General features: G+C 60.1%; 12 protein-coding genes. 10 read left to right on the forward strand and 2 right to left on the reverse strand.

Annotation, left to right across the window (positions count from 1 at the left end; all coding sequences use genetic code 11):
• Window positions 1-150 precede the first annotated feature (150 nt).
• Window positions 151-4,566, reverse strand: a complete 4,416-nt coding sequence (locus HDF10_RS09235; protein ID WP_406706029.1) for a glutamate synthase-related protein — start codon at window positions 4,564-4,566, stop codon at window positions 151-153.
• A gap of 338 nt (window positions 4,567-4,904) precedes the next feature.
• Here HDF10_RS09235 and HDF10_RS09240 point away from each other — a divergent pair, with 338 nt between their 5' ends.
• The 10 genes from HDF10_RS09240 (at window position 4,905) to HDF10_RS09285 (ending at window position 14,436) form a co-directional block, all read left to right on the forward strand.
• A complete protein-coding gene (locus HDF10_RS09240; RefSeq protein WP_183812724.1) occupies window positions 4,905-5,345 on the forward strand; it encodes an arginine repressor in 441 nt (146 codons plus the stop codon).
• Between the two features lie 7 nt (window positions 5,346-5,352).
• Window positions 5,353-6,453, forward strand: coding sequence for an N-acetyl-gamma-glutamyl-phosphate reductase (gene argC / locus HDF10_RS09245; protein WP_183813635.1), 1,101 nt, complete (start codon window positions 5,353-5,355; stop codon window positions 6,451-6,453).
• The gene (argB, locus tag HDF10_RS09250) at window positions 6,450-7,232 is read left to right on the forward strand and encodes an acetylglutamate kinase (protein ID WP_183812726.1); all 783 of its coding nucleotides are present in this window, start codon (window positions 6,450-6,452) and stop codon (window positions 7,230-7,232) included. The genes argC and argB overlap by 4 nt, the downstream gene beginning before the upstream one ends.
• Window positions 7,229-8,485 carry an aspartate aminotransferase family protein gene (locus HDF10_RS09255; protein WP_183812728.1) on the forward strand — a complete coding sequence of 419 codons (1,257 nt, stop codon included), beginning with the start codon at window positions 7,229-7,231 and terminating at the stop codon, window positions 8,483-8,485. The genes argB and HDF10_RS09255 overlap by 4 nt, the downstream gene beginning before the upstream one ends.
• Entirely contained in the window at window positions 8,478-9,569 is a 1,092-nt protein-coding gene (argF, locus tag HDF10_RS09260; RefSeq protein WP_183812730.1) for an ornithine carbamoyltransferase, read from the forward strand. Before HDF10_RS09255 ends, argF begins: the two co-directional genes overlap by 8 nt.
• Window positions 9,570-9,625: 56 nt before the next feature.
• Window positions 9,626-10,081: a hypothetical protein gene (locus tag HDF10_RS09265; RefSeq protein ID WP_183812732.1), complete on the forward strand. Its 456-nt coding sequence runs from the start codon at window positions 9,626-9,628 to the stop codon at window positions 10,079-10,081.
• A 145-nt stretch (window positions 10,082-10,226) separates the two neighbouring features.
• Window positions 10,227-11,567 (forward strand): argininosuccinate synthase, encoded by a 1,341-nt coding sequence (argG, locus tag HDF10_RS09270; protein WP_183812734.1) that lies wholly within the window; start codon window positions 10,227-10,229, stop codon window positions 11,565-11,567.
• A gap of 168 nt (window positions 11,568-11,735) precedes the next feature.
• Entirely contained in the window at window positions 11,736-12,152 is a 417-nt protein-coding gene (locus HDF10_RS09275; RefSeq protein ID WP_183812736.1) for a hypothetical protein, read from the forward strand.
• A gap of 19 nt (window positions 12,153-12,171) precedes the next feature.
• Window positions 12,172-13,665 carry an argininosuccinate lyase gene (gene argH, locus HDF10_RS09280; protein ID WP_260177782.1) on the forward strand — a complete coding sequence of 498 codons (1,494 nt, stop codon included), beginning with the start codon at window positions 12,172-12,174 and terminating at the stop codon, window positions 13,663-13,665.
• A 165-nt stretch (window positions 13,666-13,830) separates the two neighbouring features.
• A complete protein-coding gene (locus HDF10_RS09285; RefSeq protein ID WP_183813638.1) occupies window positions 13,831-14,436 on the forward strand; it encodes a GNAT family N-acetyltransferase in 606 nt (201 codons plus the stop codon).
• A gap of 210 nt (window positions 14,437-14,646) precedes the next feature.
• Here HDF10_RS09285 and HDF10_RS09290 read toward each other — a convergent pair whose 3' ends face one another.
• Window positions 14,647-15,438 carry an ABC transporter ATP-binding protein gene (locus HDF10_RS09290; protein ID WP_183812738.1) on the reverse strand — a complete coding sequence of 264 codons (792 nt, stop codon included), beginning with the start codon at window positions 15,436-15,438 and terminating at the stop codon, window positions 14,647-14,649.
• Window positions 15,439-15,505 lie beyond the last annotated feature (67 nt).

Below are 15,505 nucleotides of genomic sequence, written 5' to 3' on the forward strand. Positions count from 1 at the left end.
TGAACTGCGATTCATTCCGCCAAAATGAATCTTTATGCAATTCCGAAGCGCCTCACCAAACACATCAAAGACCCAAGCCAATCTAACCAGTCCCTCTCACGCTGCCACGGCGCGCCATCCCACGCCACACCACAGCAGCCTGATCCGCGCCTAAGCCTGAGGACGCGGAGTCAACCGAATGAACCCCGCAGCCCGCGTTGGCCAATCCGCCAGCATCGCCTGCCCCAGCCCACTCCCCGACTCCTTCACATGCTCCGCAATCAAAGCCCGCAGACTCTCCTGAGCCTCAACACCAATAGCACTAAACGGCTCGGCATCAATAAACTCCGGATGATACCTCAGCCCCGACACGAAGGAGCCGTCAGCATCAAGAACCCACGCCAGTCCGCCTGTCATCCCAGCGCCAAAGTTGATCCCCACGCGGCCAAGAATCGCCACCACACCACCGGTCATATACTCGCACCCGTGGTCGCCAACGCCCTCGACCACGGCAATCGCACCGGAGTTACGAACCGCAAAACGCTCTCCCGCCCGCCCCGCCGCGAACAATTTTCCAGACGTCGCGCCATAGAGAGCAACATTGCCAAGAATCACATGATTCCCACTATCCTTCGCCGCCAATCCACGCGCACGAATCACCAGCTCCCCACCCGACAGACCCTTCCCGACAAAGTCGTTCGCCTGTCCCTCGAGCACCAGCTTCATCCCATCCACTGTGAAAGCGCCAAACGACTGTCCCGCCGTTCCCGACAGGTTGAACGTAACATCCGCCGCAAGCTCTCCCTGCGCTCGACGCAACGCCAACTCGCCAGCCAACCGCGAACCAACCGCGCGATCGCTGTTAGCAATCTTCGAGTCCACCACAAACGGCGCTCCTGCATCCACTGCCGTCATGGCCGGTGCAACCCAGGCTTCATCGAGCGGAGGCCCCGCCACCGGCTGCGTATTCCGCACGCCCATAAACCGGCTTGGCCCATCCGACACCCTCGCCAGCATCGGCTGCAGATCGAGATTCCCATCGAACCGAACCTGCTCTAACAGATCCGAGCGCCCAATCGCCGCCTCAATTGACGGCAGACCATAACGAGCCAGCAGATGCTGCAGATCCCCCGCGAGCTGCTCGAAGAACCGAACCACATGCTCCGGTTTCCCACGGAACTTCGCCCGCAGCTCCGGCTTCTGTGTCGCAATCCCAGTCGGACAAGTATTCAAGTGACACTGCCGCGCCATATCGCAGCCCAGCACCACCAGCACCGCCGTGCCGAACGCGTACTCATCCGCGCCCAGCAGCGCCGCAATCAAGATATCCCGCGCCGTAGCCAGCCCGCCGTCGGTACGCAGCCTCACACGTCCGCGCATGCCGTTCTGCATCAGCACCTGCTGCGCCTCCGCAAGTCCCAGCTCCCACGGATTCCCCGCATACTTGATGCTCGAAAGCGCAGCCGCGCCAGTCCCGCCAGTATTTCCGGCGATCACGATGTAGTCCGCATAAGCCTTCGCGACACCGGCAGCCACCGTACCCACACCACAACCCGAAACCAGCTTCACGCCAATCGCAGCCTTCGGATTCACTCGCTTCAGGTCATAGATCAGCTGCGCCAGATCCTCGATCGAGTAAATATCATGGTGCGGCGGCGGCGAGATCAACGCCACCCCCGGCTGCGCGTGACGCAACCGCGCAATCAATCCGCTCACCTTGTGCCCAGGCAACTGCCCACCCTCACCAGGCTTCGCTCCCTGCGCCACCTTGATCTCAATCTCCTCAGCATGCACGAGATACTCCGCCGTCACGCCAAAACGCCCCGACGCAATCTGCTTGATCTTGTTATTCAGGTTCACATGCACCGCAGGCGCTTCCACCGCAGCCTCAGCCACCGCCGCACCTCCGCCCGACCGAGCCGCAAGGCTCATCCCTCCGCCCGCATCGACCCTCTCCGCGCCCTCAGGATGCACTCGATAGACCGCAGAATCCTCGCCGCCCTCACCCGTATTCGACCGGCCGCCCAGCATATTCATCGCAGCCGTAATCGTCTGGTGAGCCTCCGGGCTCAAAGACCCAAGCGACATCGCGCTAGCCACAAACCGCTTGCACAAACTCGAAGGCGTCTCCACATCACTCAACGCCAGCTCAGGCCCCGCCGGACGAATCTCCAGCAGATCCCGCAACACCGCAGGATCACGCGCAATCACATCCCGCGTATAGATCGCGAACGCACCCGCAGGGTCCGTAGGCTGCGGCACATTCCGCGCACTCCCCACCACCGACTGCAGCGCCTTCACCGTCGGCGGCTGCCACGCGTGAGGCTCCGAAATATCCGCCTTCCGGAATCGCACCCAGCCGTAGTCAGGCAATTCAGCCGAAGCCGAAGCCTCGTCCGGCGTCCAGGTCTGCCGCAACTGCCGCTCCACCTCGGCAAATCCCACACCAGACAACGGAGCCGGCGTCCCAAAGAAACATCGCGCCACCACACTCGAGTGCAATCCCAGAATGTCGAACAGATGCGCCCCACGGTAGCTATCCACCACCGAGATCCCCATCTTCGACATCACCTTCGCCAGCCCCGCATCGAGCGACTTCATCATCTTCCGCTCAGCATCCGCCGCATCAGTACCCGCAGGCGCAAGACTCCTGCCCGTCTCCAGCGCAAGCCACGGACAAACCGCTCCAGCGCCATACCCAATCAGCACCGCAGCATGATGAATATCCCTGCAGTCTCCAGCCTCAACGGCAAGCCCAGCCAGCGTACGCAGTCCCGCATCCACCAGCGCATGATGCACCGCCCCGGTAGCCATCGCCATCGGAATCGGCAGCCTCTCCGCACTCGCACTGCGATCGGAGAGCAACAGAATCCGAGCACCCTCACGCACCAGCTTGATCGCCTGCATGCACAGATCATCAAGCCCCTGCGTCAGCGTCTTCTCCGCACCAAAGACCGCCTGCAACTCCGCCAGCTTCAGCTCTTCCTTGTGCGGATACTCCCCCTTCCGCAGCGCCTCTACCTGCCCCAGCGTCAAAAAGGGAGAAGGCAACGAAACTCCAGGCAGCGGCGCATTTTTATCCAGCATGTGAGGCCAAGGCCCAAGCCGCGTATGCAGCGACACCACGCAGGACTCGCGCAGCGAATCAATCGGCGGATTGGTCACCTGCGCAAACCTCTGTCGAAAGTACGCATAGATCGGACGCGGCGACCGGGCAAGAAACGCCAGCGGCGTATCATCCCCCATCGAATACACAGCGTCCTTCCCCTCCAGCGCCATCGGCTGCAAGATCATCTTCACGTCTTCGCGCGTATACCCAAACCCACGCTGCACCGCAGCCAGCGCAGCCGAATCCACCACCGGCGCCTCAGCCGCAATCAGCGGAGTATCTTCCACCAGCTTCGCGTACGTCGCCCCCACGTCGAACAGCTCCAGCAGCTCCTCATCCTCATAGATCTTGTGCTGCTCCAGATCCACCAGCAGCATCTGCCCCGGCCCCAGTCGTCCGCTATGCGTCACCTCTTCCGGATCGAGATCCACCAACCCCGCCTCCGACCCCGCAACCACCAGCCCCGCGCTCGTTATCGCAAATCGACAAGGCCGCAGTCCATTCCGATCCAGCGCCGCACCCACCACGCGCCCGTCGCTGAACGCAAGCGCAGCCGGACCATCCCACGGCTCCGCGCAATCCGTGTGGTATCGCAAAAAGGAAGATTCATGATGCCCCTCCGACGCCGGCGGCAGCAACATGCGAACCGCCTCAGCCAGCGTTCTGCCATTCTGCGACAGCAGCTCCACCGCCTCATCCAGACTCGTCGAGTCCGTCCCATCCTTCGTCAGCACCGGCTTGCACTCCACCGGCAGCGTCGAGTCGCGAGCATCCATCCGCGCCCTATTTCCCCACACCGTATTGATCTCGCCGTTGTGTCCCAGCTTCCGCCCCGGCTGTGCCCGATGCCACGTCGGCAGCGTATTCGTCGCATACCGCTGATGAAACACCGCGAACGGCGTAACGTAGTCCTCCGAAGCCAGATCCGGATAAAAATCACGCAGAAAAACGCCCGTACACATCGCCTTATAAACAATCGTCTGCGACGACATCGAGCACACATACCCCGTCACATCACCCTGCTCATGCGCCCGCTCAAACTGCTTCCGCGCAAGATACAGCCGCCGCTCCATCGTCTCCGGCTCTGCATCCGCCGCATCAACCACCAGCACCTGGCGAATCTTCGGCATCGTCTCCAGCGCCGTCTGTCCCAGGTACTCGGTCCGCACCGGCACATCGCGCCAACAAAGAATCTCAAAGTCATGAGACTGCAGGCACCGCTCCACAACCTCCTCGGCACGCGTCTCCGCCACCGGAATCAGCAGCATCCCAACACCCAGCACTTGTTTGTCGTCAATAGAAAGATTCGCAGCCTTCACCAGCAACGACCGAGGAACCGCAGTCATCACGCCGACCCCGTCGCTGCTTTTTCCATCAGCCGCTGTCGCACCACGATGCGCCAGCCGTCCCAGCGCCGTCAGCGCCTGCTCCAGAATCACATGCGAAGACGTAGCCTCCACCGAAGCAACAAAACCCACACCACACGAATCATGGTCAAAACGCGCGTCAAGAAGCGACGGCGAAACCGCGGAAGACACACCCGCATCGAGGCGAGTTCGGGACAAACTAGCTGCCTGGGACCGTTCCATGCTTCACTATACGTCGCACCCGGCATCAAAATCCCGGTCACGACCCTTCCTTTTTGTGTGGAGCGCTCATCAACGAAAAAGCGAAGAGACTGACGAGACAGAATATGTATAAATATACACAAACAATGTATATTTATACATAACGACTACATCTGAGAAATAGCGCGTCTACTAAATTGAGCCGCTGTTGACGACTTAACTATGGAAACACAGGTACAACAAAACTAATGAAACAACAGCGTCACGCCGTAATTCGAGAACTGCTGGTCAAAACCGCGGTCACCAGCCAGGACGAGCTACGTCGAAAACTAGCCGGACGCGGATTTCATGTCACTCAAGCAACATTATCGCGCGATATCCACGAGCTGAGATTAAATAAAGGACCAAACGGCTACTCTCTCCCCAACGGCAACGACGACGACGAGGACGCGCTCCCTGGAATCCGCGAGGTCCTCGAAAGCTTCGGCCTCGAAGTCCGTCAGGCCCTCAATCTCCTCGTCCTCGTCACCACCACCGGAAGCGCTCAACCCATCGCCGCCGGCATCGACTACGAGGACTGGCCCGAAGTCATAGGCACCATCGCAGGCGACGACACCGTCCTCATCATCTGCCCCGACGAAAAACAAGCAAACCTCCTGAAGACACGAATCGAAGACTATCTTGGCTAACTTCACAATGACGAACGTACTCGATCAATCTGTCGCCGCACGCACCACCGCGCCCCGCACTGCCATCGCCGGCATCGGCGGCTACGCAGGCGGGGAGCTCGCGCGCCTGCTTCTGCATCATCCCCGACTCCGCGGAACCACACCCACACTCCTGGGCCGCGCAGGCGAGCCAGAGTCCACCAGTCCGCACTACCTCGAAGACATCCATCCCCAGCTTGCCGTCGCTGGCAACCATCACGCGCACCCGATCCTTCCCTTCTCCTGGGACCACATCACCGACGCCGGAACCGAAGTCCTGTTCCTCGCCACTCCCCACGAGCAATCCCGCGAGTGGGTCCCCCAGGCCATCGAACGCGGCATCAAGGTCATCGACCTCAGCGGCGCATGGCGTCTCCAGCACCACACCAACCGCGACATCTACAAGCTCAAAGACGCCAACGCCGACCACGCCACGAAGCTTCAACTGGAAGCCGTCTACGGCTGCCCCGAACTCCATCGCGACGAGATCCGCAAGGCCCGTCTCGTCGCCAACCCCGGCTGCTACGCAACGTCGATCATCCTCGCCCTCGCCCCGCTCCTCCAGGCCGCCATCGTCGACCTCGACCACGGCATCATCTGCGATGCAAAATCCGGAGTCAGCGGAGCAGGCAAAGCGCCGACTGCAAAGACCCACTTCATGTACGCGGCCGACAACCTCTCCGCCTACGCAGTCTTCGGCCACCGCCACACCGGCGAGCTCCTCGAGCAGCTTCACATCACCTCGGATCAAATCCAATTCACCCCGCATCTACTCCCCATACCGCGTGGAATCCTCTCCACGATCTACCTTCGTCTTAAAACCAAAACCGAAGCAGCCGCAATCACCGCTGTGCTCCAGAACTTCTATCAACACAGTCCTCTCGTGAGACTACGCAACACGCCGCACCTGCCGGAGATCCAACACATCGTTCGCACCAACTTCTGCGACCTCGGCTTTGCACTGGCACCCGACGGTAAACGTCTGATCCTGGTCTCCTGCCTCGATAATCTTTTAAAAGGAGCCTCCGGTCAGGCGGTTCAAAACCTCAACCTGATGTGCGGATGGAATGAAGAGGAGGGCTTGCTGTGAGATTTGTCGTCAAACTAGGCGGTGCCGCTCTCGAGGACAAGAAGATCCTCCACGCCTGCGGTAAAGCCATCGCCGACCTCGTCGCAGATGGTAATCAGGTCGCCGTCGTCCACGGTGGCGGCGTCCAGCTCACCCGTACCCTCGCCCAGATGGGCAAAAAGAGTGAGTTCATCTCCGGCCTCCGCATCACCGACGCCGAAACCCGCGACGCCGCCCTCATGGTCCTCGCCGGCCGCGTCAACAAGTCCCTCGTTGCGTCCATCGGCACGCACGGCCAGTCCGCCGTCGGCCTCTCCGGTGGCGACGGCCACGTCTTCCGCGCACGCAAGAAAAAAACCACCCCCGACCTCGGCTTCGTCGGCGAGATCGCCGCTATGGATCCCAAGTGGCTCGAGGCCATCTGGGCCATGGGCGCTGTCCCCGTCATCTCCTCCATCGCCCTCGGCTTCGACGGCGAGTACTACAACATCAACGCCGACGAGATGGCCGCCGCCTGCGCCATCGGCGCCAAGGCCGACACCCTCGTCTTCCTCACCGACGTCCCCGGCGTCAAAGGTGCCGACGGCAACGTCATGCGCTGGCTCACACTCGCCCAGATCCCCGCCATGGAGCAGGCCCAGATCGTCTCAGGCGGCATGCTCCCCAAACTCAACGCCTGCCGCGACGCCCTCACCCACGGCGTCAAGCGCGTACGCATTCTTCCCGCAGAAGCAGCATCTCTACTACCTGACCTCGTCTCCACACGGGTCAACGACGGAACGGAGGTCATGGTCGCATGAACGCAACACCGAACTTGCAATCCATCCAGGCAGCAGAGAAAAAACTGCTCCTCAACACCTACGAGCGCAACCCCATCCTCTTCGTCAGCGGCGAGGGCGTTCACCTGCACGACGAAAACGGCAACGCCTACCTCGACCTCCTCAGCGGCATCGGCGTCTGCGGCCTCGGCTACGCACACCCCGCCGTCACCGAGGCTATCGCTCATCAGTCGAAGCGCCTCATCCACACCTCCAACCTCTTCTTCCACGAGCACACCGCCGAGCTCGCCCTCCGCCTCACCGAGATCACCGGCCTCGACCGTGCCTTCTTCACCAACAGCGGCACCGAAGCCTGGGAGGCCGCCCTCAAGCTAGCCCGCGCCAACGCCGGCCGTCTCCGCGCCCAGGGCAAAACCATCGGCACAAAGTTCCTCGCCCTCGACCACAGCTTCCACGGCCGCACCATGGGCTCCGTCGCCACCACGGCCAAAGAAAAATACCGCGAACCCTTCATGCCCGTCATGCCCGGCGTCGACTTCGTCCGCTTCAACGACGTAGCCGACCTCCGCGCAAAGTTCTCAAGCGAAGTCTGCGCCATCTGCATCGAACCCATCCAGGGCGAAGGCGGGATCCACCCCGTCACCCAGGAGTTTTTCGCCGCAGCACGCGAGCTCTGCGACTCCACCGGCGCCCTCCTCATCGCCGACGAGATTCAATCCGGCATGGGCCGCACCGGCAAGTGGTTCGCCTACCAGCACTACAACATCCTGCCCGACGTCACCACCGTGGCCAAGCCCATCGCCAACGGCATCCCCATGGGCGCGATGCTCTGCACCAACGCCGCCGCCGAGGCCATCACCCCCGGCATGCACGGCACCACCTTCGGCGGCAATCCCCTCGCCTGCGCCGTAGCCATCGCCGTCATCGACACCATCAAGCGCGACAACCTCCTCGCCCACATCAACGAAGTAGGCGCGTACTTCCACAACCAACTCACGCAGCTAGCCAAACGCCACGACTGCATCACCGAAGTCCGCGGCAAAGGCCTCATGCTTGGCCTCGAGATCAACTCCGCCGACCTCGCCCAGCGCGTCGCCGCCCAAATGATGGAGCGCCGCATCATCATCAACCGCACCAGCGAGACAGTCCTCCGTCTCCTCCCGCCCTTCCTTCTGGAGCGGCAACACGTCGACACCGCCATCAAAGCCTTCGACGAGATCTTCACTGCAGCACTGGCCGGAGCAGCACCGGCAGGAGAAAAATCTCATGGGTAGCAAAACCGTCATGACCTCAAAACCCGAAACCGACGACCTCGTCCCCGCCCGCGCCCGCACTCCCCTCGGCATCCAGTCCGACACCGCCTTCAGCGAAGCCTCCAAGCGCCTCCACGGCCGCGACCTCTGCTCCATCGCTGACCTCACCGTCGAAGAGATGGCCGCCATCATGGAGCTCGCCCACGCCGTCAAGAACAACCCCGAAGACTTCCGCCACGCCCTCGACGCCCGCCAGATGGTCATGTTCTTCGAGAAGGCCAGCCTCCGCACCCGCCTCACCTTCGAGACCGCCATCAACACCCTCGGCGGCAACGCCATCTTCGTCGACCAGACCCAATCCCCCCTCGGAGAACGCGAGTCCCTCTCCGACATGGCCCACAACATCGAGCGCTGGATGTCCATCATGGTCCTCCGCACCTACGCCCACGACACCATCACCGAGATCGCCGCCTGCTCCAAGATCCCCGTCATCAACGCCCTCTCCGATCTCGAGCACCCCTGCCAGGCCATCGCCGACTTCTTCACCCTCGAAGAGCGCTTCGGCTCCGCAGAGGGCCTCCACTTCACCTACGTCGGCGACGGCAACAACGTCTGCCACTCCCTCATGCTCACCGCCGCGCAACTCGGCGCACACTGCACCGTAGCCACGCCCAAAGGCTTCGCCCCCAAACTCGAAATCATCCACAAGGCCATCGAGATCGCCGAAACCACCGGCGGCAGCATCACCCTCATGCACGACCCCGTCAAAGCCGTCACCGGAGCCGACGCCGTCTACACCGACGTCTGCACCTCCATGGGCTTCGAGCACGAAGCCACCAAGCGCGCCCCCATCTTCAAGCCCTACCAGGTCAACGAAGGCCTCATGGCGCACGCGCAAGCCGACGCAGTCTTCATGCACTGCCTCCCCGCGCATCGCAACGCCGAAGTCACCGACGCCGTCCTAGACGGCCCCCAGTCGCTAGTCTTCGATCAAGCCGAAAATCGCATGCACGCCCAAAAAGCCATCCTGCTCATGCTCCTCGGCGGAGCCAAGCGCACCTCCAACAGCCGCACTCGCGGAATCCAACCCCGCAAGCGCAACTAAATCTATCTTCATCAATTCGCACCACGGTATTGATGAACAAGCAGAGGCCGCAGCAAATGATCAAGATACTTCGACACCTCAAATGGTATGTGGTTTTGGGGGTCGTATTAGCAGTTTCAGGTTCGATGATTGGATGTGAATACTTCCCTGAGTCAACATTCGAATTAGCGAGTGAGTCGAGGCTGCCAAAATGGGTGACTCTCCCACCGGAACTCACGCGAGCCAATTCTTCGCTTACCCTGAATTATTACGTTGTGCCACGGCGTAGAGCGAAATTTATATTGCGAGATAAAAATGAACGTATTCTCAATAAAGAAAATGGCAAGATGGGATGTAGAGCGCCTTTTGAGCTAGAAAATCCGCCACAAGGATTTCCGTCCGGTTACCCGGCTTATGAAGCCATTACTGTTAACGACATAACTGAAATCATCGAGCATAGAAAGATGGAGCCGATCTTTTATGTAACAGATGATCCCGTCGTTTGGAAACAGTATGAGTCGATGGGTTGTTAACTAAGCGCTGCGGGTGGCCGATGGCTTGCCCCAAAGAAAGTCCAAAGCGCGTTTCTTTCGACTCAACTTGCAACTGTACATCTCTGAACTCGTCTCACCCGCTGAGTTTACCTCCAGCCAAACCTACTCCTGAGGTCTTCCCCAAATGTCAGTAATACTTGAAACCCTCCCCCTCGGCCAAAAAGTCGGCATAGCTTTCTCCGGCGGCCTAGACACCAGCGCCGCCCTTCACTGGATGAAGCAGAAGGGCGCCCTCCCCTACGCCTACACCGCCAACCTCGGCCAGCCCGACGAAGCCGACTACGACGAGATCCCCCGCAAAGCCCTTGAGTACGGAGCCGAAAAAGCCCGCCTCATAGACTGCCGCGGCCCCCTCGTCCGCGAAGGCATCGCCGCCCTCCAGTCCGGAGCCTTCCACATCACCACCGCCGGCGTCACCTACTTCAACACCACCCCCATCGGCCGAGCTGTAACTGGGACAATGTTAGTGACGGCTATGAAGGAAGACGACGTCAACATCTGGGGCGACGGCTCCACCTTCAAAGGCAACGACATCGAGCGCTTCTACCGCTACGGCCTCCTCGTCAACCCCGACTTGCAAGTTTACAAGCCTTGGCTCGACCCCACCTTCATCGACGAGCTAGGCGGCCGCGCCGAGATGTCCGCCTTCATGACCAAGGCCGGCTTCGGCTACAAGATGTCCGCCGAAAAAGCCTACTCCACCGACTCCAACATCCTCGGCGCAACCCACGAGGCCAAAGACCTCGAGCTCCTCACCACCAGCATGAAGATCGTCGCTCCCATCATGGGCACCGCCTTCTGGCGTGACGACGTCGCCATCAAGCCCGAAGAGATCACCATCCGCTTCGAAGAAGGCTTCCCCGTAGCCCTCAACGGCAAAGAGCTCTCCGACCCCGTAGCCCTCATGCTCGAAGCCAACGCAATCGGCGGCCGCCACGGCCTCGGCATGAGCGACCAGATCGAAAACCGCATCATCGAAGCCAAGTCCCGCGGAATCTACGAGTCCCCCGGCCTCGCGCTCCTCTTCATCGCCTACGAGCGCCTCATCACCGGCATCCACAACGAAGACACCATCGAGCAGTACCGCGAAAACGGCCGCAAGTTAGGCCGCCTACTCTACCAGGGCCGCTGGTTCGATCCCCAGGCCATCATGCTCCGCGAAGCCGCCCAACGCTGGGTCGCCAAGCCTGTAACCGGCGAAGTTACAATCGAACTCCGCCGCGGCAACGACTACTCCATCCTCAACACCGCCTCCCCCAACCTAACCTTCCACCCCGAGCGCCTCACCATGGAAAAGGGCGAATCCACCTTTTCCCCCCGCGACCGCATCGGCCAGCTCACCATGCGCAACCTCGACATCACCGACACCCGCGCCAAGCTAATCACCTACGCCCAATCCGGCCTGATCACCCTAAGCAAAGGCTCCGAAATGCCCCACCTCAACAGCAGCAACACTAAGGAATAGCCACACCGTACCATTGCTGTCGCCGAAACCGTCGTCATCCTGAGCGAAGCGAAGGATCCCCGTATTTCGCCTTTGTCGTTGCCTGTTCTTTGTCATTGCTTTTTTGTTGTCATTCCGCAGCAAAGCGGAGGAATCTGCTTTTCGTTTTTAGCTGAGACTAGAATTTCTATGAGAAGACTGACGATCCTCGGGGTTTCATGCGTTGTGATATTGCTTGCGGCTTATCTTTTGCCCAAGGTCGTAAGGGGCAAGCCGAAAGAAACATTTACGGAAACGCCGTCCGGAAATTACAAAGCCATTATCCGCACTCAGGAATTCAACAATTCTGGCCCAGTTAATGTAGATATCTGCATAGCCAAGATATCTGACCGAAGCATTCAGAACGAAAAGCAACAGTGTTTCCTTCACGGTTATGACTTCGATAGCGATCTCTCGGTCCACTGGCTTTCACCGTCAAAGATTGAAATCTCTTACAAGTGCGGCAGAGTGGATTTCTTCAGAAATTCCGCCTTCGTCTATCCGGATGGCCCGACTCCAGACGAATTTCACGCAATCCTTCGTGAGGATTGCCCATATTTTCGCTAATTCGTAAAGACAGGAACAGATGACGAACATCAATCAACAATCCGCCAAAATGTGGTCAGGCCGCTTCCGCGAACCACTCGACGCCACCTTCGAATCTTGGCAGCGCTCCTTCCCCTTCGATGTGCGGCTTCTCTCGCATGAGATAGCAGCTTCAAAAGCGCACGCAGAGACCATCGCGGCCGCCGGCATCCTCGTATCGGATGAACTGAAGCAAATGCTCTACGGCCTGGACCGCGTTATCCCGCTCTCTTTAGAAGAAAGCGCAAAACTCACCAACCTCGATGCCCTCCGCGACGCCCACAAACTCAACAGCCCCGGTGTCGGCTTCGTCATCTCCGCCTACAGCAGTATCGTGGCACTCAATCCCCAGGCCGAAGACATCCACCACTTCGTAGAACTCCAACTAACAAAGATAATCGGCGACCTAGCCCTCAAGCTCCACACCGGCCGCAGCCGCAACGAGCAGATCGCCACCGACATGCGCCTCTTCGTCCGCGAAGCCATCGACAACACCCTCGCCAGCCTCACAGCATGGCGCAAGGCCCTCATCGACCTCGCCGAATCCGCAGGCGAAGCCACGATGCCCTCCTACACCCACCTCCAGCGCGCCGAGCCCGTCTTAATAGTCCATTGGCTCCTAGCCTATGTAACGATGATCGAGCGCGACGCCAGCCGCCTCACCGACGCCCGCAAGCGCATGAACCTCTGCCCCCTCGGCTCCGGCGCAGTCGCAGGAGCAACCCTCGCCCTCGACCGCAACCTCGCCGCCCGCGCCCTCAACTTCGACGCCCCCACACCCAACAGCATGGACGCAACCAGCGACCGCGACTTCGCCCTCGACTTCACCCAAGCCATCGCCACACTAGGCATCCACATCTCCCGCTTCGCCGAAGAACTCACCCTCTACTCCACCGCCGAATTCGGCTTCCTCGATCTCCCCGAGCGCTTCTCCACCGGCTCCAGCGCGATGCCGCAAAAGAAAAACCCCGACCTCACCGAACTCATCCGAGGCAAGTCCGGCCGCCTGCTAGGCGCAGCGACAACACTAGCCACCCTCATCAAAGGTCTACCCCTCGCCTACAACAAAGACCTGCAGGAAGGCCAGGAGCCAGTCTTCGACGCAGCCGACACCATCGCCGGAATCCTAAGCGTCCTCCCCGCCTTCACCGCATCTCTCAAATTCCGCTTCGACACCATGAAGACCGCTGCCCACAGCGGCTACCTCAACGCCATGGCCGCCGCAACCTACCTCACCGACAAGGGCATCCCCTTCCGCAAAGCCCACGAGCACATCGGCAACGCCGTCCGCCTCGGTCTCGAAACCCAACGCGAGCTCCAGCAACTCACCCTCGAAGAACTCCGCGCCATCTGCCCCCAGTTTGGCGAAGACTTCTTCTCCGCCATCACCCTCGAAGCCACCCTCGACTGCCACGACGTCATCGGCGGCACCGCCCGCCCCCGCGTCAAAACCGCCCTCGATGAAGCAAAATCCCGCCTCACGGAGCACGCGTGACGACGAAGCCGGGTGCCCCATTCATGCAGTCTCACCGCATGAGTGGGGCTTCGCGCCACGCGCGAACCGCACTCTTCAACCCCCGCATCAAACTCCTCGATCACACATCCAATACTCTGCGAAAATAAAGAAGGAGCAAAACGCACGTTGTCCACTTCGCCTCTCATGTCCGTCAGTGAGTCCACCTCGACCACACGCCCCCGCGTAGGCGGAGCAACTGTGCGCAAAGCCAAACTCCCCGACGCCGTCGACATCTTCGACCTCGTCAACTCCCTCTCCGGCGACGGCACCCTCCTCCGCCGCAACTACGCCGAGATCTGCGAGAACATCCGCGACTTCGCAGTAGCCGAATCCCCCATCGACGGAGGCTCAGGCGGCGTCTTCCTCGGCTGCGGAGCCCTCCACCTCTACGGCCCCCACCTAGCCGAAGTCCGCTCCATCGTGGTCAAACCCGAAGCCAAGGGCCAGGGCGCAGGCGGCCGTCTCCTCCGCACACTCCTCGAAGAAGCCGAAGAGCAAAAGGTCACCGCCGTCTGCCTCTTCACCCGCATCCCCGACTTCTTCTTCCACTTCGGCTTCCGCGTAGTCGACCGCACTACCCTGCCCGACAAGATCTACAAAGACTGCCAGACCTGCCCGCGCCTCTACGCCTGCGACGAAGTCGCCATGGTCCGCGGCCCCCTGCCAAAGATCGCCGTCCTCGGCCCGTCACGCATCGCACAACCTGAACTAGTCAAACTCCAAACCGGCGTAATCCCCCACGCAGAGTAAAGAAGCCGTCCTGCCCGGACGGCTCTTTCAACCACTCAAAATAAATCTTAAAACCGTGGCGCATTTTTCATCACTGAAAAAGCGACTGCTAACCCACCACGTTTACCGTGCTTAAACACCACGTTTCACCACCCAAAACACCACGTTACGCACCCACATTTCGCAAAATATACTGCAAAACCCGCAAATCACCACGCCAGAAAATAATCCTCACCAGGCGTGATAAAAACCGTCCCGCTCCGAAAGCTGCACCTCAGTCTTAAAAAGTTCACTAAGCCGAACCGCCGTAAGCAGCTCCCCCTTCGACCCATCCGCCACAATCCGTCCCTCCCGCATCATCAAAATCCGGTCAATCTCCGGAGGAATATCCGCAATATGGTGCGTAATCAGCATGATCCCAGTCCCCTGCTGCGCCAGCCGCCGCAACAACCCCCGCAACTCCGTCTGCGCTGCCAGATCCAATGCATTCGACGGCTCATCTAGCAGCAACATCCCTGCCGACCCCACCAGCGCCCGCCCAATCATAATCCGCCTCTGCTGCCCCGCCGACATCTCCCCGACCATCTTCTCCGCAAAGCCCAAAGCATCAATCTGCTCCAACACCTCCTCGGCATAGGCCCGCATTGCCTCTGTCACAACAAGATTCGGCCACAGCGTACTACTAGAAAAAAAGCCAGTAATCACCGCATCCCGCCCCGTAGTCTGCAGCGTCTGCTTCCCCGGCAACTCTGCCGAAACCACACCCAGCCGCTTCTTCAACTCCGTCAGATCCCACCGCTCCCGCCCAAAGATCCTGACCTTCGTCTCCGGCTGCACCAGCGGATAACATTCGCAAGTAATAGTCTTGATCAGCGTCGACTTGCCACACCCATTCGGGCCAAGAATCGCGATGTGCTCCCCCGCATTGACCGACAGGTTGATATCGTGAAGAACAACATTCTCTCCACGGGCTACATTCACGTGGGCGAGATGAAGAAAAGGTTCTACTAGGTTCCCTTGCATAGCTTCAGAATATAGAGAGAGCCACTAACTTAGCATCACTCGGCCGTTCCTTGTGCTCAAATTGCAA

The organism is Tunturiibacter empetritectus, from assembly GCF_014201375.1.
In the GTDB taxonomy this organism is placed as follows: Bacteria; Acidobacteriota; Terriglobia; order Terriglobales; family Acidobacteriaceae; genus Edaphobacter; species Edaphobacter lichenicola_D.

Excerpts from the sequence above, each read along its gene's own strand:
- argC (WP_183813635.1), top strand. The coding sequence starts at position 5,353 with ATGACGAACGTACTCGATCAATCTGTCGCCGCACGCACCACCGCGCCC.
- HDF10_RS09290 (WP_183812738.1), bottom strand. The coding sequence starts at position 15,438 with ATGCAAGGGAACCTAGTAGAACCTTTTCTTCATCTCGCCCACGTGAAT.
- HDF10_RS09285 (WP_183813638.1), top strand. The coding sequence starts at position 13,831 with ATGTCCGTCAGTGAGTCCACCTCGACCACACGCCCCCGCGTAGGCGGA.
- HDF10_RS09275 (WP_183812736.1), top strand. The coding sequence starts at position 11,736 with ATGAGAAGACTGACGATCCTCGGGGTTTCATGCGTTGTGATATTGCTT.
- argH (WP_260177782.1), top strand. The coding sequence starts at position 12,172 with ATGACGAACATCAATCAACAATCCGCCAAAATGTGGTCAGGCCGCTTC.
- argF (WP_183812730.1), top strand. The coding sequence starts at position 8,478 with ATGGGTAGCAAAACCGTCATGACCTCAAAACCCGAAACCGACGACCTC.
- argG (WP_183812734.1), top strand. The coding sequence starts at position 10,227 with ATGTCAGTAATACTTGAAACCCTCCCCCTCGGCCAAAAAGTCGGCATA.
- HDF10_RS09240 (WP_183812724.1), top strand. The coding sequence starts at position 4,905 with ATGAAACAACAGCGTCACGCCGTAATTCGAGAACTGCTGGTCAAAACC.
- HDF10_RS09265 (WP_183812732.1), top strand. The coding sequence starts at position 9,626 with ATGATCAAGATACTTCGACACCTCAAATGGTATGTGGTTTTGGGGGTC.
- HDF10_RS09255 (WP_183812728.1), top strand. The coding sequence starts at position 7,229 with ATGAACGCAACACCGAACTTGCAATCCATCCAGGCAGCAGAGAAAAAA.